At 52.7% G+C, this 24,563-nt stretch carries 22 protein-coding genes; 13 read left to right on the top strand and 9 right to left on the bottom strand.

What is annotated here, in order from left to right:
* Positions 1-46 precede the first annotated feature (46 nt).
* The 3 genes from F7231_RS23755 to hemH are packed head-to-tail and all read left to right on the top strand — an operon-like array spanning position 47 to position 2,928.
* Entirely contained in the window at positions 47-811 is a 765-nt protein-coding gene (locus F7231_RS23755; protein WP_166693795.1) for a hypothetical protein, read from the top strand.
* A gap of 14 nt (positions 812-825) precedes the next feature.
* Positions 826-1,803, top strand: a complete 978-nt coding sequence (locus F7231_RS23750; RefSeq protein WP_166693794.1) for a hypothetical protein — start codon at positions 826-828, stop codon at positions 1,801-1,803.
* Positions 1,804-1,851: 48 nt separating this feature from the next.
* Positions 1,852-2,928, top strand: coding sequence for a ferrochelatase (gene hemH, locus F7231_RS23745; protein ID WP_085412703.1), 1,077 nt, complete (start codon positions 1,852-1,854; stop codon positions 2,926-2,928).
* Positions 2,929-3,011: 83 nt separating this feature from the next.
* On the opposite strand, the gene F7231_RS23740 is transcribed toward hemH, so the two are convergent.
* The gene (locus F7231_RS23740; protein WP_085412702.1) at positions 3,012-3,410 is read right to left on the bottom strand and encodes a Dabb family protein; all 399 of its coding nucleotides are present in this window, start codon (positions 3,408-3,410) and stop codon (positions 3,012-3,014) included.
* A 198-nt stretch (positions 3,411-3,608) separates the two neighbouring features.
* Between F7231_RS23740 and F7231_RS23735 the strand changes: the two genes are divergently transcribed.
* Complete coding sequence (locus F7231_RS23735; protein WP_374757386.1) at positions 3,609-4,568, top strand: zinc dependent phospholipase C family protein; 960 nt, start codon at positions 3,609-3,611, stop codon at positions 4,566-4,568.
* Between the two features lie 15 nt (positions 4,569-4,583).
* On the opposite strand, the gene F7231_RS23730 is transcribed toward F7231_RS23735, so the two are convergent.
* Entirely contained in the window at positions 4,584-5,456 is an 873-nt protein-coding gene (locus tag F7231_RS23730; RefSeq protein ID WP_166693792.1) for a sugar phosphate isomerase/epimerase family protein, read from the bottom strand.
* 80 nt (positions 5,457-5,536) lie between these two features.
* Between F7231_RS23730 and F7231_RS23725 the strand changes: the two genes are divergently transcribed.
* The 5 genes from F7231_RS23725 (at position 5,537) to F7231_RS23705 (ending at position 10,607) form a co-directional block, all read left to right on the top strand.
* On the top strand, positions 5,537-6,751 hold the full coding sequence (locus F7231_RS23725; protein ID WP_166693791.1) for a class I SAM-dependent rRNA methyltransferase: 1,215 nt from the start codon (positions 5,537-5,539) through the stop codon (positions 6,749-6,751).
* 174 nt (positions 6,752-6,925) lie between these two features.
* A complete protein-coding gene (locus F7231_RS23720) occupies positions 6,926-8,017 on the top strand; it encodes an AI-2E family transporter (protein WP_085412698.1) in 1,092 nt (363 codons plus the stop codon).
* Positions 8,018-8,174: 157 nt separating this feature from the next.
* On the top strand, positions 8,175-9,041 hold the full coding sequence (locus tag F7231_RS23715; RefSeq protein ID WP_166693790.1) for a sterol desaturase family protein: 867 nt from the start codon (positions 8,175-8,177) through the stop codon (positions 9,039-9,041).
* Between the two features lie 91 nt (positions 9,042-9,132).
* Positions 9,133-10,227 carry a Gfo/Idh/MocA family protein gene (locus tag F7231_RS23710; protein WP_166693789.1) on the top strand — a complete coding sequence of 365 codons (1,095 nt, stop codon included), beginning with the start codon at positions 9,133-9,135 and terminating at the stop codon, positions 10,225-10,227.
* Positions 10,228-10,364: 137 nt separating this feature from the next.
* Positions 10,365-10,607 (top strand): hypothetical protein, encoded by a 243-nt coding sequence (locus F7231_RS23705; protein WP_085415127.1) that lies wholly within the window; start codon positions 10,365-10,367, stop codon positions 10,605-10,607.
* 49 nt (positions 10,608-10,656) lie between these two features.
* Here F7231_RS23705 and F7231_RS23700 read toward each other — a convergent pair whose 3' ends face one another.
* From F7231_RS23700 to recG, 6 genes are all read right to left on the bottom strand, one after another.
* Complete coding sequence (locus F7231_RS23700) at positions 10,657-11,226, bottom strand: hypothetical protein (protein WP_085412695.1); 570 nt, start codon at positions 11,224-11,226, stop codon at positions 10,657-10,659.
* A gap of 91 nt (positions 11,227-11,317) precedes the next feature.
* Positions 11,318-12,904: a 2,3-bisphosphoglycerate-independent phosphoglycerate mutase gene (gene gpmI / locus F7231_RS23695; protein WP_085412694.1), complete on the bottom strand. Its 1,587-nt coding sequence runs from the start codon at positions 12,902-12,904 to the stop codon at positions 11,318-11,320.
* Positions 12,905-13,018: 114 nt separating this feature from the next.
* Positions 13,019-13,507 carry a low molecular weight protein-tyrosine-phosphatase gene (locus F7231_RS23690; RefSeq protein WP_085412693.1) on the bottom strand — a complete coding sequence of 163 codons (489 nt, stop codon included), beginning with the start codon at positions 13,505-13,507 and terminating at the stop codon, positions 13,019-13,021.
* 97 nt (positions 13,508-13,604) lie between these two features.
* Complete coding sequence (locus tag F7231_RS23685; RefSeq protein ID WP_085412692.1) at positions 13,605-13,913, bottom strand: septum formation initiator; 309 nt, start codon at positions 13,911-13,913, stop codon at positions 13,605-13,607.
* Positions 13,914-14,006: 93 nt separating this feature from the next.
* A complete protein-coding gene (gene eno, locus F7231_RS23680; RefSeq protein WP_085412691.1) occupies positions 14,007-15,284 on the bottom strand; it encodes a phosphopyruvate hydratase in 1,278 nt (425 codons plus the stop codon).
* Positions 15,285-15,583: 299 nt separating this feature from the next.
* Complete coding sequence (gene recG / locus F7231_RS23675; protein WP_166693788.1) at positions 15,584-17,692, bottom strand: ATP-dependent DNA helicase RecG; 2,109 nt, start codon at positions 17,690-17,692, stop codon at positions 15,584-15,586.
* 209 nt (positions 17,693-17,901) lie between these two features.
* Between recG and F7231_RS23670 the strand changes: the two genes are divergently transcribed.
* The 4 genes from F7231_RS23670 (at position 17,902) to F7231_RS23655 (ending at position 22,669) form a co-directional block, all read left to right on the top strand.
* Positions 17,902-18,804 (top strand): DUF1338 domain-containing protein, encoded by a 903-nt coding sequence (locus F7231_RS23670; protein ID WP_166693787.1) that lies wholly within the window; start codon positions 17,902-17,904, stop codon positions 18,802-18,804.
* Between the two features lie 309 nt (positions 18,805-19,113).
* A complete protein-coding gene (locus F7231_RS23665; protein ID WP_166693786.1) occupies positions 19,114-19,554 on the top strand; it encodes a c-type cytochrome in 441 nt (146 codons plus the stop codon).
* 92 nt (positions 19,555-19,646) lie between these two features.
* A complete protein-coding gene (locus F7231_RS23660; protein ID WP_166693785.1) occupies positions 19,647-20,477 on the top strand; it encodes a sugar phosphate isomerase/epimerase family protein in 831 nt (276 codons plus the stop codon).
* A gap of 68 nt (positions 20,478-20,545) precedes the next feature.
* Positions 20,546-22,669 (top strand): S46 family peptidase, encoded by a 2,124-nt coding sequence (locus F7231_RS23655; protein ID WP_166693784.1) that lies wholly within the window; start codon positions 20,546-20,548, stop codon positions 22,667-22,669.
* A 98-nt stretch (positions 22,670-22,767) separates the two neighbouring features.
* Here F7231_RS23655 and F7231_RS23650 read toward each other — a convergent pair whose 3' ends face one another.
* The gene (locus F7231_RS23650) at positions 22,768-24,462 is read right to left on the bottom strand and encodes a S41 family peptidase (RefSeq protein ID WP_085415126.1); all 1,695 of its coding nucleotides are present in this window, start codon (positions 24,460-24,462) and stop codon (positions 22,768-22,770) included.
* Between the last annotated feature and the right edge of the window lie 101 nt (positions 24,463-24,563).

The following is a 24,563-nucleotide window of genomic DNA, read 5'->3' as shown; positions in this document are numbered from 1 at the left end:
TTGAATCAACTTTCTTTGTCGTATCGTTCAAACCTAGTCACCATCAATGAACACGTATCGCCCTCTACTCCTGCTGCTTCTGTTGCTGAGTTCGCCCCTGCTGGCGCAGAAAAAAATGAATAATCCCGCCGCTACCGGCTTCGACATGGCAGGCTCTGATCCGCGTGCGGTGCAAATTGCGGACGAGGTAATGGCTGCTCAGGGAGGCCGCAAAGCCTGGGATAACACGCACCATATTGCCTGGACTTTTTTTGGCTCACGTCGCCTCCATTGGGACAAATGGACGGGTGATGTCCGGATTGACAACCTCAAGAATGACCAGACCGTATTGCTGAACATCAATACCGACAAAGGGCGCGTATTCCGGAACGGTAAGGAAGAAACAAATCCTGATTCGGTAGCCAAGTTTGTCAAATCGGCAAAGGGCGCCTGGATCAACGACTCCTACTGGCTGGTTATGCCCTACAAACTGAAAGACTCGGGCGTAACCCTGAAAGACCTGGGTACCGGAACTACCGAAGCTGGTCAGCCAGCCGATCTGCTGCAACTGACATTCAAAGGCGTAGGCAACACGCCCGACAACAAGTACCAGATCTGGGTTGACAAGACTACCCGGTTGGTATCACAGTGGGCTTACTATGCCAAATACACCGACGAAAAACCTGGTTTTATCCTGCCTTGGACCGACTATCAGACGCTGGGTAAAATTAAGCTATCGGGCAAACGTGGTCCCCGCGAATTGTCAGATATCAAGGTGTTCGACAACTTGTCGAATGCTGTTTACACGTCTTTCGACCGGCCTGCTCAGTAAGCATCGAGTCAGTTATGACTACTTTCCATGTCTGTTGGATGAGCCTGGTAGGTACGTTGCTGTACGCATCGCTCACCTACGGGCAAACCGGATCAACGCCGGCTGACACGGCTATCGTAGCCAGCCGGATCGATTCGGTCAGGTTCCGGAATCACCGATACAATGAATTCTTCCGGGGGAACCGCGATTTCTCATACATCGCCCCCGGCGGTGAGCTGGGGGCACCATCCAGGTACGTGATCAACGGTGAGTTGATTGCCAGCTACTTTTTGTTAGCGAGTGCCAAATCGCGCGTATCGGTGGCGGTCACCCAACGGTTCATGGCACGTACCCGCACCGACCGGTCGTCTCCCATCCGCACGCCAAGCTTTCGGTTAGGTACGCAGGTATTCTACCGGCTCAGTTCAGACGTGGCGCAGTACAAGTATGTTGAGGCACAGTTCTTCCACCATTCCAACGGACAGGACGGCGCTGTCTTTCGGCCCGATGGCACCTATAATACCGAAACGGGCGATTTTTCGACCAACTACATCCAAGCTACCTATAACTGGGGCACACACACCAGCAACCACCACGGTACGTACTATAACCTCGGTTATCGCTGGCATGCGCCGTTTTTCAATGGCTCGGATGGGCTAGCGGGCCATTACGGGTTTGGTCGCTTACTTAGTCAGGCAACGTACCGTGTAATGAGGCAATCCAGCACCAATGGCTCCCCCGCTACTGCAACAGAACGGTTACGGCTAACGCTACAGGCCTCTTACGCAGTGAATAAGCTGACTGACTGGCCATCTGGGGCCGTTCAACGCCGGTTAAATACCGAGCTGAGTATCTGGTATATTCCGCCGTTCAGTCGCGACACGGGCCTGTTTACTACCGTTGGCTACTACGGCGAAGACCCATATAACATCTACTTCAACGATCATTACGCATTTGTTCGGTTTGGCATTGCGGCAGGGTTCACCCGCTACACCAACGAGTACCGACAGTAACCTGCGTTCCACCGTAAACCGATTTCGGCCAAAAACCGTTACTCACTCATGGAAGCCACTGCTTTACAATCTCCCCATACCACAGCCACCGGAACGACGTCTAAGCCCGTCGGTAAGACCGGCGTTCTGCTGGTCAACCTGGGTACGCCCGACAGTCCCAGTGTACCCGACGTCAGGAAATACCTGCGCGAATTTTTGATGGACGGTCGTGTCATCGATTTTCCGTACATCGCCCGTTTCATACTCGTCAACGGCATTATTGCTCCCTTTCGGGCACCAAAATCGGCTAAGGTGTACCGCGAGCTCTGGAATGAAAATGGCTCGCCACTGAAGCATTTCGGGCACGTTGTAACCCGGATGGTACAGGAGCAATTAGGCGACGACTATGTGGTCAGACTGGCCATGCGGTATCAGAGTCCCAGTATCGACACGGGTCTGGCTGAGTTTCAGACATTGGGCCTCAACGATATTGTTGTTATTCCCTTTTTCCCGCAATATGCGTCGGCCTCAACGGGGTCGGTGTACGAGAAGGTGATGGATATTCTGAAAACGTGGCAGGTCATTCCGCAGGTCCGTTTTGTAAACCGCTTCCTCGAGCATCCCAAATTCATCGCGGGCTTTGTTGAGCGCGGCCGTAAGTACATGAATGAGCGGGAGTACGATCACTACCTGTTTAGCTACCACGGCCTGCCCGAGCGCCAGATTCGTAAAGGTGATGTGGCTAAGTCGGTCTGCAAATTCGGTGACTGCTGTGCCTCTTTACGCGCCGATAACCAGCATTGCTACCGCGCCCAGTGTTTCGAAACAACCCGCCGCCTTGTGAAAGAACTAGGCATTCCGGAAGGCAAATACACAACCAGCTTTCAATCGCGTCTGGGCAACGACCCCTGGATCAAGCCCTATACCGACGACGAGATCAAGCTCTTTGCCGGTAAAGGCATCAAGAGTGTGCTCGCCTTCTCGCCCGCCTTCGTCGCTGACTGCCTGGAAACAACCATCGAAGTAGGTGAGGAGTACAGAGAACTCTTCGAAGAGCATGGTGGCGAGCACTGGCAACTCGTTGAGAGCCTAAACGACAGCCCGCTCTGGATCGAAGCAGTCGTTGACATGGTGAAGACCTGTTAGGTTATCAGCTGAAATTGATTAAAAAAGTAAAGGGGGTTAACGTTTTCGCGTTAACCCCCTTTACTTTTTTAATCAATTTCAGACTAAGGCTGTATCTCAGCGTTCACAACCAACGTCTTATCCCAGCTGTCTTTATTTTCGTCGACAAATTTTTTGTAGGCTGGATTTTGCTCGAATGCTTTCATGTCTTCTTCGTTCTGAAATGTCAGATAATGCATGACATCATACTCAGAATCGGCTTTACCAACCAGAAATGTCTTTCCAGCGGTGTAACCAACGACCTGTGGAATATCGTGCCGAAGAGCAGCAAAATCGCGCATATGCTTGTCTACAGCTTTTGGATTTGCCTCATCTGTGAAAGAAAAGCAGAAAATCTGCTGTTTCTGGGCTTTGCGAGCGGGTGAGTACGCTCCGTAGATTAATAAACCGAGGATGCAAAAGAGGCCTACAATGAGGGCATATCCTTTAGATTCGCGTTGCATTGATTTGGAATTTATGTCGTTTAACCGAATTTTATTTGCTTTTTTGCGTGCATTTATTTGATTGATCTTACTATACCTTCAAATAGTACCACGACTTGACAAATGTACAAGAATAGAATTTGGTTGGGTATTTTTTTAGGAAAATATTCCATAATCGCTTTTGCGGTCCAGTTGCTCGTGTGGTCTAGCCTGCTTTTTATCACACGCGCTGAGTCGCTGGCTTCTCTGCCCCGCCCGGCCCCAACGGCCCCAAACTGGGGATTCTATGCGCACCAGCACATCAACCGAATGGCGGTTTTTACCCTGCCTCCCGAGATGATGCCGCTCTTTAAAAGTCGCATTCAGTTTTTGGCCGACAACGCCGTCAATCCCGACAAACGCCGGTACGCTGTTGTTGGTGAAGCACCCCGCCATTTCATCGATCTCGACATGTATGCCGATACCACCCGCGAAACGCTACCCCGTAGCTGGAGCGCAGCCGCCGAGCGGTATGGGGCCGACACACTGGCTATGCACGGTATCGTTCCCTGGCATATTCAACTGGCTAAATACCAGCTTACCGAGGCCTTTAAGGAACGGAACGTACCCAAGATCCTTCGTCTCTCAGCCGATATTGGCCACTACATCGCCGATGCCAACGTGCCCCTGCACACCACTCGTAATTACAATGGACAGCTAACGGGCCAGACAGGTATTCATGGTTTCTGGGAGTCGCGCCTTCCGGAGCTCTTCACAGGTAATTATGACGTTGTTGTGGGGGCCGCCGAGTACATTGAACGACCGCAGCAACGAGCCTGGCGAGCCGTTTTCGACGCCCATGCTGCGCTCGATTCAGTGCTGGCGATTGAACGGGAACTCACCGCCGAAGCAGGCGATAGCCGGAAATGGAATTTTGAAGACCGGAATGGGCAAACCGTAAAGGTCTATTCCGAAGTTTTTGCCCGGCAGTACCATGATCGTCTTCGCGGTCAGGTAGAGCGACAGATGCGCGCCTCGATCAAAATGGTGGGCGATTTCTGGTACACCTGTTGGGTCGACGCTGGTCAGCCCGATTTGAAGAAGCTGGCCCGTCAGTTTCCCGACGAGGGCGGTAAAGCAGAAACAGCCGCCGAGCAACAAAATTGGCTCAAGCGGCTGTTCAAAGTACGGGAAGAATGATCGGGATTGCCCGGTTTAGATCTTGAATTTTTTCATGTAATCGGCATCGGCCTTCAGGCTGACCATTGATGGGCCAGGGTATTCCTCCTGCTCGATCAGGAAGTATTTCATACCGCTTTTGCGAGCCTGTTTCAGAATGGCTTTGTAATTCACAACACCCTGACCCATGTCTTGCTGCACCACTTTACCGTTGGCTTCTTTCTTGTAATCTTTAATGTGGCACAGTTCATAGCGGTTGCCATACTGCTTCAGGTGATCAACGGCACTTTGGCCAGCGGCTTCGATCCAGCACATGTCCAGTTCAAACATTACGTTCAACGGATCGCAGTGGGTGAGCAGGTATTCCTGCGGTAGTTTACCGTCGAGCGGCCGGAACGAGTAATCGTGGTTGTGGTACCCGAATTTCAGGCCGCCATTGCGAATGGCTTCGCCAACCCGGTTGAAGCTATCGGCCACGCGTTTCCAGTCATCCCACGTTTTTTGAGGGCCAATGTACGGGCAAAGCATATAACTCAGGCCGGCACCATTGGCCATATCGATGTACTTCTGAAGTGTATCGGCGTTTTCCGAAGCCCCTTTAAAATCGAAGTGGGTACTAACCATCTTCACACCAAGGCCATTCAGGAATGATTTCATGGCGGCGGGTTCCATACCCCAAAGGAATCCCTTGTCGCCCTGATAACTTTCAAACTGCTTATAACCCATCTGGGCCAATTTCGTCATAACCCCTTTAGGGTCAGCCGGTAGCACATCACGAACACTGTATAGTTGAAGTCCGAAGGTTTTAATAGATCCCCCCAGTGCGTCGGTCAGGGTTGAGCCAAGAGCCAGTGTACCCGCAGACAGAAGACCTGCCTGCTTCAAAAAATCACGTCGATTGGTTTGCATTAGTTGATTGATTTGACATGTGAAAGTACCGAAATCAGTGAATTTATCATTGCCCGCAAGCACTTCACTACCTTTGCATCATGAATTACCCCAAGATTTTTCTGCAAAAAGGTCGCGACGAAGCCGTGCGACGGTTCCACCCCTGGGTCTTCTCAGGCGCTGTTGCCCGCCGCGAAGGCACTGCACCTGACAATAATATAGACGATGGCGACGTAGTTGAGGTCTTCGACAATAGAGCCACGTACCTGGGCACAGGCCATTTTCATGACGGGAGCATTCAGGTACGTCTTTTCTCATTCGCAGCCCATACAGCCGGTCAGCCCATTGTGCCGGATGTGGCATTCTGGGAGCAAAAACTCATTCATATTCGGGCAGTACGGGCCAGCGTGATTCCCGCCCAGACCAATTGCTACCGACTCATTCACGGCGAAGGAGACGGCTGCTCGGGCCTGATCATCGATATGTACAATGGTGTGGCGGTATTGCAGGCACACTCGATCGGCATGCACCGGCAGCGGCAGCCTATCGTTGAAGCCTTGCAACGCGTTTTCGGAACTGAGCTAGTAGCCGTGTACGACAAGAGCGCTGAAACCTTGCCCGAACAATATGCGGCCGGCGTACAAAACGGCTACCGCTACGGCCGGACCGAAACACCCCGCGCGGTACAGGAAAACGGTCATACTTTCCTCGTTGACTGGATTACAGGGCAGAAAACCGGTTTTTTCCTCGACCAGCGCGACAATCGGCAACTACTAGCTCGCTATTCAGCAGGTAAACGCGTGCTGAACGCGTTCTGCTATTCGGGTGGCTTCTCGGTATATGCTCTGTCGGCCGGCGCCTTACTGGTGCACTCAGTTGATGTATCGAAAAAAGCCATTGACCTGACTAACCAGAACGTGGCGGCCAATCCTGGGTTCGCCGGTGAGCACGAGGCTATCGCGGCTGATGTGATGGACTACCTGAAAGAGCCTAACACCCCTAATTACGATATTGTGGTGCTCGATCCGCCCGCCTACGCTAAGAGTTTATCGGCGCGGCACCGGGCTGTGCAGGGCTACAAGCGGCTGAACGTTGAGGGGTTGAAACGCGTAGCGCCCGGCGGTATACTGTTCACGTTCTCGTGCTCGCAAGTGGTTGACCGAGAGCTCTTTTACAACACTGTAGTAGCGGCCGCCATTGAAGCAGGCCGTCAGGTACGTGTGTTGCATCACCTCAGCCAACCCGCTGACCACCCGGTTAGTTTATTCCACCCTGAAGGTGGCTACCTGAAAGGATTAGTACTCTGGGTAGAATAAACAATTTGTCATACACAGGGTATAATGAATAGTTATCAAAGAATTGGTATCGAATGACCAATTAGTTATGGCTTCAATCAAACACGATTCCGTCAGGGAGTTGATAGCGAAGAGGAACCCGCAACTAACTGGTCATTTATACTCAATTTTTGCTAGCTGATAACTATTCATTCTATGTCATCGTCTTCTATTTACACCCCTAAGCAGCAGCGTATTCTGCTTATCGCCAGCTTGCTGATACTGGGCGGTTTTATCATCGCGGGTCTTCGTGGGTACGTATCAGCTTTCTTCGGCGCAGGAATTCTTTACGTTATTTTCCGGCCTCTTTTCTACAAGCTAGTCTACCGCAAAAAGTGGAACCGCACGCTTGTTACAACAGGTATCATCGTTTTCTCGCTCCTTGTTATTGTGCTGCCTTTTCTGGTGCTGAGTTTACTGCTTGTCGACCGGATTCAGTATTACTCACAGCACACCGATCAGATTCTGGGTCTGGTGAAGCAGGCCGAAAATCTGACAGGGTTTAAAATTACCAGTCAGGAAAACATTCAAAAGATACTTCAGCAGGGCGGAACGTTTGCTTCGCGGCAATTGCCATCACTGGCAGGCGGCGCACTTGACTTTCTGGTTATTATTGGCCTGATGTTCTTTACGCTCTTCTATATGTTTTCAGATGAAGAGTCATTCCTTGAAGGGTTGCGCAGGCACTTGCCTTTCAAGCGCGATACCCTGAAGGAACTCGGCGAGCAGCTTCGCAACAATGTAAACGCTAATGTATTAGGTCAGGGCATCGTTTCACTGGTACAGGGCATACTTACGGGGGTCACGCTGCTGATATTTGGCGTTCCCGATGCTGCGTTCTGGGGAACGGTTGCCTTCTTCCTGGCCTTTATTCCGGTGCTGGGTACGCCCCTTGTCTGGTTGCCAGCAGGTCTGATTCAACTCTCACAGGGTAATACTACCGAAGGAACCGGCATTTTGCTGGTAGGTGCCATCGTCATCACAAACATCGATAACCTGCTGCGCATTATGCTGGCCAAGCGCATGGGCGATGTGCATCCGCTGGTTACGCTGGCGGGCATTGTGATCGGTGTGCCTATTTTCGGCATTTTGGGTCTGGTGATCGGGCCAACCATCCTGTCTTTCTTCATCGTCCTGATGCAGGTATTCGCTAAAGAGAACCGAGAATCACGCGAAGAAGTAGCACAGGATGAAGCCAAAATAGCCGAACACGCTGAGGTAAAAGCACAGAAAGCGATACGGGAATAAAAAAGCTGGTTTGCTGTTTAAGGTTTACCGTTTGACGTTGCGCTGCCACTTCACCGACCGATGGTACAGCAGCACGACATCGAACGATAAACCTCAAACAGCAAACCAGCTTTTTTATTCGTATTTTGCGATTTAATCCGACAAAACCAAGAACAGCATGGAGCGTCTTGTTGATTATTTCGCGCATATACCGTCAGCTCACCGTAGCTTAATCTTGGTGGGCGGCATTGCCTTTTTCTGGTTGCTGGAAAGTATCGTCCCACTGGTTCAGTTCGAGTATCATAAGCCGCGCCATGCCGGCATTAACCTGTTCTTTACGTTTACGACCATCCTGGTTAATTTTTCATTGGCGTTCGTGCTGGTCAGAACCAGCGACTGGGCCGTTTCCAATCAGGTCGGGCTCTTACAATGGCTGGACCTACCCGTATGGGTGCAGGCTGTTGTAGGCTTATTTTTGCTTGATTTAATCGGTGCCTGGCTGGCCCACTGGACCGAACACCAGGTTAAATGGATGTGGCAATTTCATTCCGTTCACCACTCCGACCAGTATGTAGACACCACTACTGCCAACCGGCATCATCCCGGCGAGAGTGTCATCCGCTTTCTGTTTACCACATTGGCGGTCCTGGTTGTGGGTGCTCCCATGTGGCTGGTGTTTATGTATCAGGCGTTATCGGTGCTGCTTTCGCAATTTAACCACGCCAACATCGAATTACCCCGCTGGGCCGACCGGGCTCTTAACTGGCTGCTGGTAACACCCAACATGCACCATGTGCATCATCATTACGTACTCCCCTACTCGAATACCAACTACGGCAATATTTTCTCGATCTGGGACCGGCTGTTTCGTACCTATACTGTTAGGCAGGGCAAGGACCTCATTTACGGGCTGGATACGCATCCTCACCTGCACGAGCACAGCCATATAGGCGGCATTCTGAACGTACCCTTTCAGGCCTACCGGCCGCCAGTAGGTGAACGGAACGACAAGCTTACGACGACCGCAGAGCAAGTTAAGGCCTAAAAGCCGCAGGTTTTGTTGGGAGTAAGCGGGTTAGTAGCCGTACTTTAGGCATTGAACCGCATTGGTAGACTTTTATACCTCAAACTCACACATGACCTCTCGTCGTACCATTCTCCAGACCCTGTCGCTGGCCTCAGCCTCTACGCTGGTCTCGCCGCATACCTTGCTGGCGGCAACATCGCCTAAAAAAGACAAACTAGGTGTGGCACTCGTTGGGTTAGGCTATTACAGCACCGACCTGCTGGCTCCGGCGCTTCAACAAACTAAGAATTGCTATCTGGCAGGCATTGTTACGGGCACGCCCTCTAAAGCCGAGAAGTGGAAGAAGCAATACAACATTCCTGACAAGAACATCTATTCATACCAGACGTTCGACCAGATTGCCAACAATCCTGACATCGACGTTGTGTATGTGGTGCTGCCGCCGTCGATGCATGAAGAGTACGTGGTACGCGCCGCCAAGGCGGGTAAGCACGTGTGGGTTGAGAAACCGATGGCCGTTACGGAGAAGGAATGCCAGAATATGATCGACACCTGTCGGAAGAACAAGCGGGTGCTCACGGTGGGGTATCGCCTGCACCACGAGCCTAATACGCAGGCCTACATCAAATACCTGCGCGACGGTAACATTGGCAAGATCAACATGGTGAACTGCGCCGCTGGCTACTACGACGCTCGTACCGATCACTGGAAGCAGAAGAAAGAGATGGGTGGCGGCGTGATGTATGACATGGGCGTGTACGCCATTCAGGGTGCCCGACTGGCTACCGGTGAAGAACCCATTGCGCTGACGGCCCAGCAATACACGACGCGCCCTGACGTCTATAAAAATGGCCTCGACGAAACCAGCATGGCCCAGCTCGAATTCCCTAGCGGGGCACGGGCGGCAATACAGAGCAGCTACGGCATGAACATGAATTTTCTGCACGTAACGGGCCAGAAAGGCAAACTACGCATGGAGCCCTACTCCGACTACAACGGTGTTCGCGGCGACGGGACAGGCGGCTTTAAAACCGATGTGCCTTACAAAACGCCGGGCCAACAGACGATGCAGATGGATAATGATGCGAAAGCCATCATGCAGAACACCGCTGTGCTGGTGCCCGGCGAAGAGGGTCTGGCCGATATCCGGATTGTGGAGGCGATCTATAAATCAGCAAAAGCAGGAAAGCGGGTAACACTTTAAGAAAAAGTTTGTCGTTTGTGGTTTGATGTTTGCCCTTGCTAATCAATATGATACTGGCCAGGCAACGCATCATCGAACCACAAACGATAAACGACAAACTGAATTTCGCCTATCTTAGCCGGGAAATCGCTCTTCTTATGTCACCAGCCCATTTTACCAGCCTCGAAACCGACGATCAATTGAATGCCCTGTATTTTGAGGCGAGTATCCTGGCAAACCGATACGAAGACGATTTTATCTACCTTCTTTACAGTCTCGATTCGTTCTACGTCGAGGTACGGCACGACGCCTACACCAATAAAGTAAAGCAGATTTCAGCGTTCAAATCCACCGACAAGCTGGAGCCTTACCTGCCCTATCTGACCGAGGCGGCTTTATAAACTAGCTTCCAACCGGCCAGGAACGTACCTGCCCGCAAAGGCGATGAACTTAGTTCGGCAGCACCGTTCCTTCCACGTCGAAGGTATTCTTATCAGAAACAATCAGGTGCTGAAAACCCTGCATCCGGTAATGGGTTACTCCCCAGTTTGTGGCGGGGCGGGGACCACTCTCCAACACAATCTGCCGTTCCGAGGTATACAGTGAATTTTCTGTAGTCAGCACGGCCGCAATCTGACGCGGCTGTCGGGTTACTGAGTCGAGTTTAACTGTGAGTGACCGAACGGTCAGGTTTTTCTCGGTCGGCTTCAGCGTGTACTGGTACGTCAGCGAGTCGGGCCGGGCCACCGCGTAACTGCTGCGAAGAGCGGGCTTGTTGATGTCGGCCTGCATGAACAACTCCAGTTCGCGGCTCCAGTTGACCGTACGGGTAGTCTGCCGCTCAACCTTGTCTCCCATCTGCGTGCGCTTATCCACGCCCGGCTTCTGCTTCGACAGCGTTTCAATCTGACCTTTGACGTACCCGGCTACATCGAAATAAACGGGTTTTTCGGTACGTTGGGCGGTATCTGTAGAGCAGGCGGTTACTGACAGTACAGCCAGCAGGAAAACGTATTTCATAAACAAAAAACCGCCCGCAGCCGATTGGGCTACGGGCGCGTTAGTAGACTGTACTAGGTAAACAGCGGTCGGGTACGTTGCGTTCAGCGCCCTATACGGCCGGTTGAACCAACAGGTTTTCGCCAGTCATTTCGGCGGGCTTCTCAATACCCATCAACGCCAGAATTGTTGGCGCAATATCACCCAGCTTGCCGTTTTTAAGTGCAGGCTGGTAGTCATTGTCGATCAGAATGCACGGCACCAGACTCGTGGTGTGGGCCGTATTGGGTGTACCATCATCGTTGACCATGTAATCGGCGTTGCCGTGGTCGGCAATGATGATTGTAGTGTAGCCATGAGCCAGCCCAGTCGTGACTACATCGCGGGTGGTGGCATCAACGGTTTCGGCGGCTTTCACCACCGCTTCGAATACGCCTGTGTGGCCAACCATATCGGTATTAGCAAAGTTGAGACACACAAAGTCGACCTCTCCTTTTTCCAGCTCAGGAATAATAGCGTCGCGAATACCGTAGGCCGACATTTCGGGCTTCTGGTCATACGTTTTCACCGGAATCGTAATTGTCTCGCCCCGCTCATTAGTCACCGTCATCTCTTTTGGCGACGGCACCAGCAGGCGTGTTTCGCCAACAAACGGTTCCTCCCGGCCGCCCGAAAAGAAAAACGTAACGTGCGGGTATTTCTCGGTTTCGGCAATGCGAATCTGCTTTTTGTTGGCCGCAGACACAACTTCACCCAGCGTTTTGGACAGGTTATCTTTTTCGTAAATGACCTTCACGCCTTTGAAATCGCTGTCGTAGTTGGTCATCGTGATGTAATCAAGGTCGAGCTTGTACATCTGCTGCTCCGGGAAATCTTTCTGCGTCAACGCAATGGTGATTTCACGGCCCCGGTCGGTACGGAAGTTGAAACAGATCACCACGTCGCCATTTTCAATCTTGGCGACAGGGGTATGATCCGGTTTCTCCATCACAATTGGATTGATGAATTCGTCGGATACACCTGCCTCGTAAGAATTACGAATCACCTCGAATACGCCGTCGCCCTGGGCGCGGTCACCCACGGCATTAACCATGGCATCGTAGGCAACCTTCACTCGCTCCCAGCGGTTATCGCGGTCCATAGCGTAGAAACGGCCAATTACAGTAGCCAGTTTACCCGTAGTTTGGGCCATATGCGCTGATAGGTCGGTCAGGAAGCCCAGTCCGCTTTTCGGATCAGTGTCGCGGCCGTCAGTAAAAGCATGCACAAACACGTCAGTCAGGCCGTACTGCTGCGCAATGGTCAGCAACCCTTTTACGTGGCTGATATGGGCATGTACACCGCCGTCAGACACCAGGCCAATCAAGTGTACTTTTTTACCGTTTTCTCTGGCGTATATCAGTGATTCGGCCAGTACGGGCTCATTTTTTAACGTGTCGTGCTCAACAGCAATATTTACTTTCACCAGATCCTGGTACACGACCCGGCCAGCGCCTAGGTTCATATGTCCCACTTCTGAATTACCCATTTGGCCAACGGGTAGCCCAACAGGCAGGCCAGATGCTTCGAGGGTGCTGTGCGAATAGCGATTCCATGCGTCGGTAACAAATGGCGTTTTCGCCGCTGCCAGTGCCGACCGGTCGTTCTGGGTGGTAATTCCCCAGCCGTCCATAATTAAGAGAATGACTTTCTTATTCATAAGGAGAGAAATGGTGAAAAGGCGAACGAGAGGGAGAGCAAACGTTTTTAGACCGAACAGGATACAGGCATAAGCAACCTTCGCTCGCTATCTCTCTACTAATTCACCCATTGCTTATAGGTTATGCCGCTTCCGCAGGTACGTTAACAATTCCTCACAGCATCGATAAACGATCTGGTACACTTCTTCAAACACCTCCGGCCCTTCATAATACGGATCTGGCACGCTGGGCTGATCGCTAACGGCGGGGTCGAACTCACGGAGAAGGAAGACGGTATCGTCGTGCACCAGCCCAACCGATCGCTGGCTTAGCTTCATGACCCCTTCGAAGTTCATCTCGTCCATCGTGATGATGTACGTGAACCGCGCCAGGTCTTCGCCCGTCATTCGGCGGGCACGGTGGGTAAGCGTGAGATCGTGGGTGAGGGCATTTTGCCGGGTACGAAGGTCAGGCAGTTGCCCGATGTGGTACGATGACGTACCTGCCGAATCGCACTCAATTTTTCCGGAAAGGCCGGCCTGATCAACGAGCTGCCGAAAAACGCCTTCGGCAACCGGCGACCGGCAGATATTTCCAAGACAGACAAAGAGAAGGGAAATCATACACTAGGTTGATGCTCGTGGTTTGTCGTTTGAGGTTTCGCGGCTTTGGATCCCACACTGTGGTGCAGCAACGCAACGACAGACCACAACCATCAAACTACTTTTCAATCGGGTCACCGTTCTCGTCAACGAGTACATATACGTCTTCGTTGCGCTTTTTCATGAGGTACTTTTCGCGGGCGTATTTAATACGAAGTTGCTGGCTCCCCAGCACCTCCTTCCGTTCCGCCTTCACGGCTTCGATTCGCTCCTGAAAGTAGGCTTTTTCATCTTCGAGTTCCTGCGCCTTCCACCAGTTTCGCGCCTGCGAGCGGAGATCATTCGCGTCGAAAAATAGCATCCACAGCACAAAGCCTACCCCCGTCAGGATATAAAAACGATAACGGCTGTTGAAGAGGCGATTCATGATGAGGTGGTTTGTCGTTTATGGTTTGGCGTTGCGCTACCGATTAACAAACGGGTTAGTTAGCAGCGCAACATCAAACCATAAACGACAAACTTAAAACTTAAGTCCTGGGAAATAGGCCATCTCGCCTAATTCTTCCTCAATACGAAGCAGTTGGTTGTACTTCGCCATCCGGTCTGACCGTGAGGCTGAACCTGTTTTGATCTGGCCCGTATTCAAGGCTACCGCCAGGTCAGCGATCGTTGCATCTTCCGTTTCGCCCGACCGGTGCGACATGATGTTCTTGTAGCTATTCCGCTTGGCCAGGTTCACTGTATCGATGGTTTCGGTCAGCGAACCGATCTGGTTTACTTTTACCAGAATGGCGTTGGCAATACCCTTATCGATACCTTCCTGCAGGCGAGTTACGTTGGTTACGAACAGGTCGTCGCCCACGAGTTGTGTCTTTTTGCCAACCAGTTCGGTCTGAAGTTTCCAGCCATCCCAATCGTCTTCGGCCATACCGTCTTCGATCGACATGATGGGGTATTTCGACACCCAATCAGCCCAGTACTGCGCCATCTGTGGTGACGTCAGCCGGTCACCGGTCGACTTTTTGAAGTGGTATTCTTTCGTTTCGGCATTGTAGAACTCCGATGCAGCGGCGTCCATGGCAATCCAGACATCTTCGCCCGGCCGGTAACCCGCCTTCTCGATTGCCTCGATGACGATCTGAATAGCCTCTTCGTTTGACCCGATGTTTGGCGCAAAACCACCTTCGTCACCTACGTTGGTGCTCATGCCTTTGCCTTTCAACACTTTCTTCAGCGTGTGGAAAATTTCGGTACCCATGCGCAGCGCCTCGGCAAAGCTCGATGCATTGGCGGGCATAACCATGAACTCCTGGAAGTCAATTGAGTTATCGGCATGTGAACCACCGTTCAGGATGTTCATCATCGGAACGGGCAGGGTGTTGGCATTTACACCACCGATATAGCGATACAGGGGCATTCCGCAATCGATAGCGGCAGCTTTAGCAACGGCCATCGACACACCCAGAATGGCGTTGGCACCCAGGCGGCCTTTGTTCGGCGTACCATCCAGATCAAGCATGATCTTGTCGATCATACCCTGTTCGAATACCGAAATGCCCACCAGCTCAGGATAAATAAGCTCGTTTACGTTTGAAACGGCTTTCAGTACGCCTTTACCAACGTACACTTTATTATCGTCGTCGCGCAGTTCAACGGCTTCGTGCGTGCCTGTCGAAGCGCCTGATGGCACGGCTGCGCGGCCCAGGGCACCTGTTTCGGTACGTACGTCGACCTCAACGGTCGGGTTGCCACGCGAGTCGAGAATCTGGCGGGCATGGATGCTTTGAATGGTACTCATTGTGCTTTACGAACAAAAATTTGGATTAATCACCTAACAACAACTGAAAACAGGTTGATTAACCTGTTTCGCGCCACAAATAAACGGATTTTCGGGGAGTAGGCGGTGCGCTTATCGTAACCGATCGCTAGACCAGCCTACTGAATTGGTGCGTATGCACCCGTCGATCTGATTGTAAACGGCTTCAGTTCTGCTTATAGGTTCCTATTCGTACGTTGCCAGAACCGCCGCCTGACCACCAATTATCGCCCTACTTTCACGCGGCACGCGGAGTAGGCAGGGGCTAGCGACAGGCTTCATCAGCTAATCCGGCTCCAGTCAGACTGGGTACGTCCGATGGCGTCGATATGATTGCGGATAGCAGCGTGTTCGGGCAAGATCAGGTTGGGATCAGTCTCCAGAATGATCTGCGCCGATTCGCGGGCGGCGGTCAATACGGCCCCATCTTTGGCAAGGTCGGCGATGCGTAAATCCAGCAAGCCGCTTTGCTGCGTACCGGCCAGGTCACCGGGACCGCGTAGTTGCAGGTCGACGTCGGCAATCTCGAAGCCGTTGTTAGTCCGCACCATCGTTTCAAGGCGGACTTTGGTGTCGGCGCTGAGTTTATAGCCCGTCATCAGTACGCAGTACGATTGCTCGGCCCCACGACCAACCCGGCCACGCAATTGATGGAGCTGCGAGAGACCAAACCGTTCGGCACTTTCAATGACCATCACGCTGGCGTTGGGTACGTTCACCCCTACTTCGATAACCGTTGTGGCCACCAGAATCTGCACTTCGCCTTTCGCAAAACGGGTCATCTCGAAGTCCTTGCTGTAGGAATCCATTTTGCCATGCAGAATACCAACCTGGTATTTTGGCTGCGGAAATGCCCGCTGAATGCCTTCAAAACCATCCGTCAAATCCTTGTAATCCAGCGTTTCCGACTCTTCGATCAGTGGATACACGACATATACCTGCCGCCCCAGCTCGATTTGTTGCCGCATGAAGCCGAATACTTCGGCGCGGTGCTTGTCTGTTTTGTGCACTGTTTTAATCGGCTTCCGTCCGGCGGGCATTTCGTCGATGATCGAAATATCGAGGTTGCCGTAGAGCGTCATCGCCAGTGTGCGTGGGATGGGCGTGGCCGTCATGACCAGAATATGCGGCGGCACCACCGGGTTTTTCGCCCACATTTTGGCTCGTTGCGCTACCCCAAACCGGTGCTGCTCGTCGATGATACACAGGCCCAGGTTCCGGAACTGCACCACATCTTCGAGCAGGGCGTGGGTGCCAACCAGAATGTGCATCTGCCCGTTCAGCAACTCTTCGTGCAACACCCGCCGTCGTTTGGTGCGCGTGCTACCCGTCAGAATACCCAGGTTCAGGCCCATCGCGTCGGCAAAGGGTTTCAGGCCATTGTAGTGCTGGTCGGCCAGAATCTCGGTAGGAGCCATCAAACAGGCCTGCGCACCGTTGTCGATCGCCAGTAGCATCGTAATAAACGCCACGATGGTTTTGCCACTGCCCACGTCGCCCTGCAAGAGCCGGTTCATTTGCTTACCCGTCAGGCAGTCTTTATGAATCTCGCGCAATACCCGTTGCTGCGCTCCGGTGAGCGGAAAAGGCAGCAGCGTCTTGTAGAAATGCGAGAGCAGGCTGGTTTTCTGAAAGATTTGTCCGGGATGTTCTTCCTTCTGAATCAGCTTGTTGGAGATCAGCCGGAGCTGATTGTAGAATAGCTCCTCGAATTTCAGCCGCCGTTCGGCCTGCCGCAGCCAGGCGGGGCTTTGCGGCAAGTGGATGTTCCAGACGGCCTCCCGTTTACCTACCAGCCGAAACTTCTCGATCAGGCTGGTGGGTAGTGTTTCGTGAATATGCGGCCAGGCCAGTTCAAGCAGCCCACGCATGGCTTTGGCCATCACTTTGTTGTCGACAAACCGCTTGCGGAGCTTCTCCGTGAGGTTATAAACCGGCGAGAGCGTGGCTTCGGGTTCCACGTCGGGCCGGACTGCATCGAGTTCGGGGTGCACAATGCTGAACTTGCCCTGAAATTCCTGTGGCTTACCAAAAACGATGTATTCCCCGTCGCGGCGCAGTGTTTTTTCGAGCCACGAAATACCCTGAAACCAGACCAGATCCATGGTGCCGGTGCCATCTGTAAAATGACCGACGAGCCTTTTTTTAGGCCCCTCGCCTTCCGTATGCCAGTCGCGAAGCCGACCACGTACCTGCGCGGAGGGCATCGATTCCAGTAGTTCGCTGACGGTGTAGAAACGCGTACGGTCTTCGTACCGGAACGGGTAATACTGAATCAGATCGGCAGCCGTAAACAGATGCAGTTCTTTATTCAGCAACTCAGCCCGTTGCGGGCCAAGTCCTTTCAGGTATTCCAGGCGGGTGTCGAAGAAGGTGGTACGTTCGGTCATGCGGGCATTGGGCAACTAACTGTAAAAATAACAGTTTGCTAGTTGAAGTTCACCCTCTGACGTTAGTAGTTTGAATTTCCCCCCAACCCCTGAAGGGGCGGTCCCGCGTCCGGGCTAATGCGCTACTTTGCTACATTTGCAAAGCGTTAGCCCGGACGCGGGACCGCCCCTTCAGGGGGGTGGGTATACATCAACAGACCTACTTTGCTATGACTCCTCTCGACATTGTGCTCTCAGGGCTGATGCGCCGGTATACCGAGCGTGTACCCGACGTGAAGAATATTCTATATGCCCTTCAACAGCAGGGAGTAATCAACGCCCCGGAGGCAATCGAAAACGACCATATTGCCTTCCGGACTATGGGCGTGCCGAACCTGGGCCTGGCTTCATTTGAGAAGATATTCCTGCACTACGGGTACGAAAAAAAGGAGCCGTACAACTTCGCCGAAAAAAAGCTGAACGCCTACTGGTATGCCCCCCCGGCTGATCGAGCGGCCGATAATCTGCCCCGCATCTTTGCCAGTGAATTGCGCGTCGGTGACCTGTCAAAAGAAGCACAGCGAATCATTCATAAGTACACCGATACCGTTACCAGCGACCCCGTCGACGCGCTCGACCTGAACGATGGCGAAGCCGTGGATGCATTTCTGCACCAGCCCCTCTGGAAAATGCCCACCCTGGCCGACTACCAGACCCTACTGGCCGAAAGCGAATACGCCGCCTGGGTAATCTACAACCGCTACTACCTCAATCACTTCACCATCAGCGTTCACAACCTGCCCGACGGGTATAATACGATCGACGAATTTGTCTCGTTTCTGGAACAGCGCTGCTTCAAGCTGAACTCGTCGGGTGGCGTCATCAAGGTCAGCCCCGACGGTGGACTGCGGCAGGCATCGACGGTAGCGCAGATGGTCGACGCGAAGTTTGCGGGTGGGGATACCTTCCGGATTGCTGGCTCGTATGTAGAGTTTGCCGAGCGACGCGTGTTACCCGAATTTGCTCATTTACCCGCCGACCAGATTACCCGGCAGCACCGCCGCGACGGATTCGAAGCGGCCAATGCCGACAAGATTTTCGAAAGCACGTTTGTTGCCCAAACGGGACGCTGAGCTAAAACCCCTTATTTGTCTTTATCTTGTCAATGATTCATGGTGACGATCGACATCATACTATCCGAATTTAAATAGGCCATGACCAGGCTGTAGCCGATAACATAACGGGTAGCGCCTGTGGCGGTTAAACTGTCGAAAAAATAGGATGCTATCAGGCATCCCTCATTAGTTACTCCGCAATTTTCGACGCCGTAAACGCCTTATTGCGCCTTCACGACCAAGCAGACGCACAAAAAAGTACACAGTATATCTCAGCTTTCATTTTATATACTGAGGCCCATTTACACACATTATCACTTTCCACGAATGATCAGGTATAAAGTAACCAGTGCCATTTTGCTGTTTTTAGGCGTTTGCCAGTCACTCGCTGCGCAGCCGAAAAAACCAGCCGCAGGTACGTTGCCGAAAAGCCAGACGGTGGCGACTGCCACACAACCCGGCCTGGCGATTTATAAACAGTACTGCCTCACCTGCCACCAGATAGACGGTAGCGGAGTGCCGAATCTCAACCCACCCCTACGTGGCACCGATTGGGTAAACGGCGACAAAGCCAGACTGATTGGTGTGCTGCTGAAAGGGCTGAAAGACGCTGAAGTCGACGGGGAGCCTTACGATAATGTAATGCCAGCCCATGACTTTCTGACCGACCAGCAAATTGCCGATGTACTCACGTATGTCCGCAGCAATTTCGGGAACAAAGCAACGGCTATTTCGGCCCAGGAAGTAAAGGAGCAGCGAGGCAAATAAGTGCAGGACTATCGGTTAGAAGCTACCGTGTTTTGCGTTTGTAATGACGCAAAATTGGCTACTTTTAGCCGATTAATCCTGACCCTGACTCCATGAAACTCCTGCCTTTTCTTCTAGCAGGTCTGTTGACCACCAGCGCGTTGGCCCAGTCGGCCCCGGTTGGCCTTGAACTTTATAGTTTTCGTGAGCAGTTCAAGACCGACCTACCCGGCACGCTGGCAAAGGTGCAGCAGATGGGCTTTCGGGAAGTAGAGGTAGCTGGCACCTATGGCCTTTCACCCACGGCCTTCCGGCAGGAGCTCGACAAGCGCGGTATCAAAGCCATCAGTATGGGCGCGGAATTCGACGATCTGGAAATGAATGTACCTAAAGTCATTGCCGATGCCAAGGCGCTGGGCGTGAAATACGTAGTCTGTTTCTGGATTCCGCACACGGCCGATCTGTTCACCAGTATCGACGCTGACCGGGCCACCGACGTATTCAACACCGCTGGCCGATTGCTGGCTGATGCCAAACTCACGCTCTGCTACCATACCCACGGCTACGAGTTCCAAAAGATGCCCAACGGCACCACCTATTTCGATTACCTGGCGCAGAACCTGGACCCAAAATACGTCAACTTCGAGATGGACGTATTCTGGGTTAAATCGCCCGGTGCAGACCCGGTGAGACTCCTGCAGCAATACCCGAAACGATTCTTGCTGGCCCACTTGAAAGATCGTAAACCCGGCACACCCGATAGCTTGACCGGCCAGGCCGACGTAGAATCGAACGTTGTGCTGGGCGAAGGTGATATTGGCATCGCGGCCTTTATGCGGGCAGCGAAGAAAGCCGGTATTAGACACTTTTTCATCGAAGATGAATCGTCGCGATCAATGGAGCAAATGTCCAAAAGCCTGACCTTTCTGCGGGGCCTGAACTGACCAGACGTTGATCTTACTACCGATTTAACTCAACTAACAGCCGTATTTCAGCGGCTTTTTCTGTCTCTATGATTTCCTTTTCACCCCATCGACTACCCCTCGCAGGTACGTTATTCGTCGGTCTACTGTCTGCTTCCCTTAGCTGGGCCCAGGCACCATCGGCAACGCTTAACCCCGACACCGTTCAGGCTGGCCCGTTCGACATGGGCAAGATGTGGACGTTCGATACCCCACCGACCGACTATTTCAAGAAGACCTACGGCTTCACCCCCGACGCTAAGTGGTTTGAAGAAGTACGGCTGGCCTCGCTTCGGTTTGCCGATTATTGCTCAGCCTCATTTGTGTCGGCCAACGGGCTGGTAATGACCAACCACCACTGCGCCCGCGAGTCGGGAACAGGCGTAACCCGCCGGGGTGAAAACCTAAATGCATCGGGGTTCTTCGCCAAAACACCTGGCGAAGAACGCAAAGTAGACGGGCTATTTGTGGATCAGCTGGTGAAGATCGAAGACATCTCGAAACGCGTACAGGATGCCGTAACGGCTGCTGGCAGCGACGAACAGGCACAGGTACAGGCGCGCGAAAAAATCTTCTCCGACATCAAGGACGAGTACACCGCCAAAACCGGTTGGAAAGGACTCGAACTGCAAACGATTACTTTCTACGATGGCGGCCGGTATGCGCTCTACGGATTCAAGCGGTTCACCGATGTTCGGCTGGTGTTCATGCCCGAACTGAACCTGGGCTTTTTTGGCGGTGACCCCGACAACTTCACATACCCACGCTACGCGCTCGACTGTTCGTTTTTCCGCGTGTACGATAACGGCAAACCCCTGAAGACAACGCACTTTTTTAAGTTCAACCCAAACGGCATTCGGGAGGGCGAGCCCACTTTTGTGACGGGTAACCCCGGCAGTACCGAACGCCTGAAAACGGTAGCCGAGTTGGAATACGATCGCGACCTGCAATTTCCATATACGCTATCGTTGCTTCGCAGTCGCTCAAACGCCTTACAGGCTTATAATGCCACCGCCAAAAGCGACAGCGTCCTGAATGAGATCTTCAATCTGGAAAACAGCCACAAAGCCAGCAGTGGTCAGCTTACCGGACTTCGCGACCCCTACCTGCTGGCCCGCAAGGCCGCATTCGAGCGCACATTCAAAGCAGATGCGCAGAAGAAGGGCATCTCCCTCAAAACATGGGATGATATCGCAGCTAATGTAGCTGACCTCCGAAAAGCCTTTAACGATTACACGTACCTGTCCCCTAACCCGATTGCGCTGGGCGAAACCATGACATTTGCCATGACCCTCGGCTTTGTCAATGCGGCGGTGGCGGCCAATCCGGTCGTTTGGGAACAGGCAAAGGGAGTGCTGGATGAGCTACCAAAGCCCAAAAGCCGGGCACTGGAAGAGGCTTTTCTGGCCGCTCATTTCAGCGAGGCACAAGCCGCGCTGGGCAACGACGATCCGTATGTGAAGGCGGCCCTGACGGGCCCGAATGGTCAGGTACGTACCCCGCGCGAAGCCGCAGCAGCGTTACTGGCAGCGACCAAACTCACCGATCGGCGTTTTGTTTCGTTGCTCACGGATGGCGGTGCGGCGGCACTGAACAGCAGTACCGATCCACTGCTGGCATTGGGGCGGCTGGGAGGCAAGCGATTTCTGGCGGTAAATACCACCGTGCGCGACCTAACAGCTCGGCAGCAGGTACTTCGTAGTCAGCTGGGACGAGCGCTATACGATACCTACGGCACGGCCATTCCGCCCGACGCTACGTTTTCCTTACGTATTAATGATGGCGTAGTAAAAGGCTATCCGTATAATGGCACGATGGCACCGGTGGTCACCACGTTTGCCGGCCTGTATGATCGCAGCTATTCGTTTGGCAACAAAGCGCCGTGGAACCTTCCAGCGCGCTGGGCCAATCCACCCGCCGAACTGCTGAAACAGCCGATGTGCTTTATTTCGACAAACGACATCATCGGGGGAAACTCGGGGAGTCCGATGATCAACAAAAACCGGGAAGCGGTAGGGCTGGTTTTCGACGGCAATATGGAGAGTCTGCCCGGTTCGTTCATCTTCGTGCCCGATGCCAACCGAGCTGTCTCCGTGCATGCGGGAGGTATTCTGGCTGCCATGCGCTATATCTACAAAGCAGATCGCCTGGTGCAGGAGTTACTACAGAAATAAGGTTAACGTTTACGGTTTGCTGTTTGACGTTGCGCTGCTAACCCACCAGATGGCGAAGTAGCTATGCAACGTCAAACAGCAAACTGTAAATGTCAACCTTATTTTTTCCCTACTGCCTTAGGGCCAAACTCTAATTCTTGTGCCTTGCCAAAAAGTGTCAGCGCTTTCACGTAAGTGTTGTCGGCCGTGTTCATGACGCGGTAGAACTCATTATTCTGACCACCTTTATTGGCTTTCTGGTAAACGTAGCGGGCAATGAGCGCTTTGGTCTGGGTACGTATGTAGTCTTTCGAGCGGGCAAACTCAGCGGCGTTAAACTTCACACCTTCTGCTACCGCTGCTTTGTTCATCGCGCTCAGTTGCTCTTCAGTCAGGTTCACCGCTTTGTCAAATTCGGCAAATGGCATCTTCTCCAACCGGACCCGGTTATCGTTTGCATACGACAGCGCAAACTCACGAATGATATTTTTGGCGTACAACTGACCCAGATAGGCCGTTTGCCAGCTCGAATCGCGGGGCACGAAATAGTCGGGAGTAATGCCGCCACCACCGTATACAGTACGGCCTTTATCCGTCTTGAATACGCTCTTGGGGTCGTTCTTGATACTGTCGGCGATGTAGTATTCCCCCCGCTTCGACCGCAACTCGAGTTCTTTTTCGTAGTCGCCTTCCTGACCTGGTACGTAGGGTTTCTGAATGCTACGGCCCGTAGGCGTGTAGTAGCGCGAAATGGTCAGGCGCAGTTCAGAGCCGTCTGATAGCTGTACAGGCATTTGCACCAGTCCTTTCCCAAACGAGCGACGGCCCACAATGTAACCCCGGTCATGATCCTGCAGGGCACCAGCCAGAATTTCAGATGCCGACGCACTGCCTTCGTCGATGAGCACGATGAGCGCACCGTCTTCAAACTGACCGTTCATCTTGGCAAAATACTTACGGTCGTAGCGGTCATCTTTTCCATCGGTATACACCAGCAGCTTGTTACCGTCGATAAACTCATCGGCCATATTGGTGGCCCGGTCCAGATAGCCGCCGGGGTTGTTGCGCAGGTCGAGCACAAGTTGTTTCATACCCTGCTGCTTCAGGCCAGCCAATGCGGTTCTAAACTCTTCATAAGCCGAATCGGAGAAACGATTCACCTTCAGATAGCCCGTTTGGGCGTCTGTCATATAGGCGGCATCGACGGCGTAGGTAGGAATCCGGTCACGGGTGACGGTGACTACCCGTGGGCGTTGTCCTTTCGAGAGCACCGTTAATCGTACTTCGGTACCCCGCTTACCCCGCATGGCTTTATACACAGCACTGTTGTCTACACCTTTCGCCGTCAGCGGCGTCTCATCAACTTTTAGGATCTTGTCACCGCTACGAATACCGGCTGCTTCAGAAGGGCCACCGGCCAGGGGTGTAACCACATAAACGGTGTCGGCAAAAATATTGAACTCGACGCCAATGCCATCAAAACCACCCTCAAGTTGTGAGCGGGCCGCCACAGCGTCGGTCGGGTTCAGATAAGCTGTATGCGGGTCGAGTTTCTCCAGCATCTTGGTGATTGAGAAATCGACAAGGTCGTCGGTATTTACCGAATCGACGTAGTTGTTTTCAATCAGCTGAAGGATCTCTTTGTACTTGAGGTAGCCCCGGCCAACTGAGTTCAACCCCTTGGTTCCACCAAAAAAAGAGGCACCGATCAATACCCCCCCGGCAAGGGTGAGACCGAGCAGCATGGGCAACCGAACAATGGTCCGGTCATTAGAAATTCGTTCCGGCGATGGCGTAGAGTCGTTGGATGCCATTGGGGTGTTCATCAGGTTGTTGCGTATAGAAGCGTAACACTAAAAAGCTTCATTAATGTTTGCCAGATCAGGATAAACTGAGCGAAAGTTGATGGCAATTT

It is taken from the genome of Fibrivirga algicola (assembly GCF_011742925.1).
GTDB lineage: Bacteria > Bacteroidota > Bacteroidia > Cytophagales > Spirosomataceae > Fibrella > Fibrella algicola.
This window is presented reverse-complemented; position numbering and strand designations above follow the sequence as displayed.

Bases quoted from the DNA above. Each gene is read 5' to 3' on its own strand.
- F7231_RS23755 (WP_166693795.1), top strand. From the start codon at position 47: ATGAACACGTATCGCCCTCTACTCCTGCTGCTTCTGTTGCTGAGTTCG.
- F7231_RS23750 (WP_166693794.1), top strand. From the start codon at position 826: ATGACTACTTTCCATGTCTGTTGGATGAGCCTGGTAGGTACGTTGCTG.
- hemH (WP_085412703.1), top strand. From the start codon at position 1,852: ATGGAAGCCACTGCTTTACAATCTCCCCATACCACAGCCACCGGAACG.
- F7231_RS23740 (WP_085412702.1), bottom strand. From the start codon at position 3,410: ATGCAACGCGAATCTAAAGGATATGCCCTCATTGTAGGCCTCTTTTGC.
- F7231_RS23730 (WP_166693792.1), bottom strand. From the start codon at position 5,456: ATGCAAACCAATCGACGTGATTTTTTGAAGCAGGCAGGTCTTCTGTCT.
- F7231_RS23725 (WP_166693791.1), top strand. From the start codon at position 5,537: ATGAATTACCCCAAGATTTTTCTGCAAAAAGGTCGCGACGAAGCCGTG.
- F7231_RS23720 (WP_085412698.1), top strand. From the start codon at position 6,926: ATGTCATCGTCTTCTATTTACACCCCTAAGCAGCAGCGTATTCTGCTT.
- F7231_RS23715 (WP_166693790.1), top strand. From the start codon at position 8,175: ATGGAGCGTCTTGTTGATTATTTCGCGCATATACCGTCAGCTCACCGT.
- F7231_RS23710 (WP_166693789.1), top strand. From the start codon at position 9,133: ATGACCTCTCGTCGTACCATTCTCCAGACCCTGTCGCTGGCCTCAGCC.
- F7231_RS23705 (WP_085415127.1), top strand. From the start codon at position 10,365: ATGTCACCAGCCCATTTTACCAGCCTCGAAACCGACGATCAATTGAAT.
- F7231_RS23700 (WP_085412695.1), bottom strand. From the start codon at position 11,226: ATGAAATACGTTTTCCTGCTGGCTGTACTGTCAGTAACCGCCTGCTCT.
- gpmI (WP_085412694.1), bottom strand. From the start codon at position 12,904: ATGAATAAGAAAGTCATTCTCTTAATTATGGACGGCTGGGGAATTACC.
- F7231_RS23690 (WP_085412693.1), bottom strand. From the start codon at position 13,507: ATGATTTCCCTTCTCTTTGTCTGTCTTGGAAATATCTGCCGGTCGCCG.
- F7231_RS23685 (WP_085412692.1), bottom strand. From the start codon at position 13,913: ATGAATCGCCTCTTCAACAGCCGTTATCGTTTTTATATCCTGACGGGG.
- eno (WP_085412691.1), bottom strand. From the start codon at position 15,284: ATGAGTACCATTCAAAGCATCCATGCCCGCCAGATTCTCGACTCGCGT.
- recG (WP_166693788.1), bottom strand. From the start codon at position 17,692: ATGACCGAACGTACCACCTTCTTCGACACCCGCCTGGAATACCTGAAA.
- F7231_RS23670 (WP_166693787.1), top strand. From the start codon at position 17,902: ATGACTCCTCTCGACATTGTGCTCTCAGGGCTGATGCGCCGGTATACC.
- F7231_RS23665 (WP_166693786.1), top strand. From the start codon at position 19,114: ATGATCAGGTATAAAGTAACCAGTGCCATTTTGCTGTTTTTAGGCGTT.
- F7231_RS23660 (WP_166693785.1), top strand. From the start codon at position 19,647: ATGAAACTCCTGCCTTTTCTTCTAGCAGGTCTGTTGACCACCAGCGCG.
- F7231_RS23655 (WP_166693784.1), top strand. From the start codon at position 20,546: ATGATTTCCTTTTCACCCCATCGACTACCCCTCGCAGGTACGTTATTC.
- F7231_RS23650 (WP_085415126.1), bottom strand. From the start codon at position 24,462: ATGGCATCCAACGACTCTACGCCATCGCCGGAACGAATTTCTAATGAC.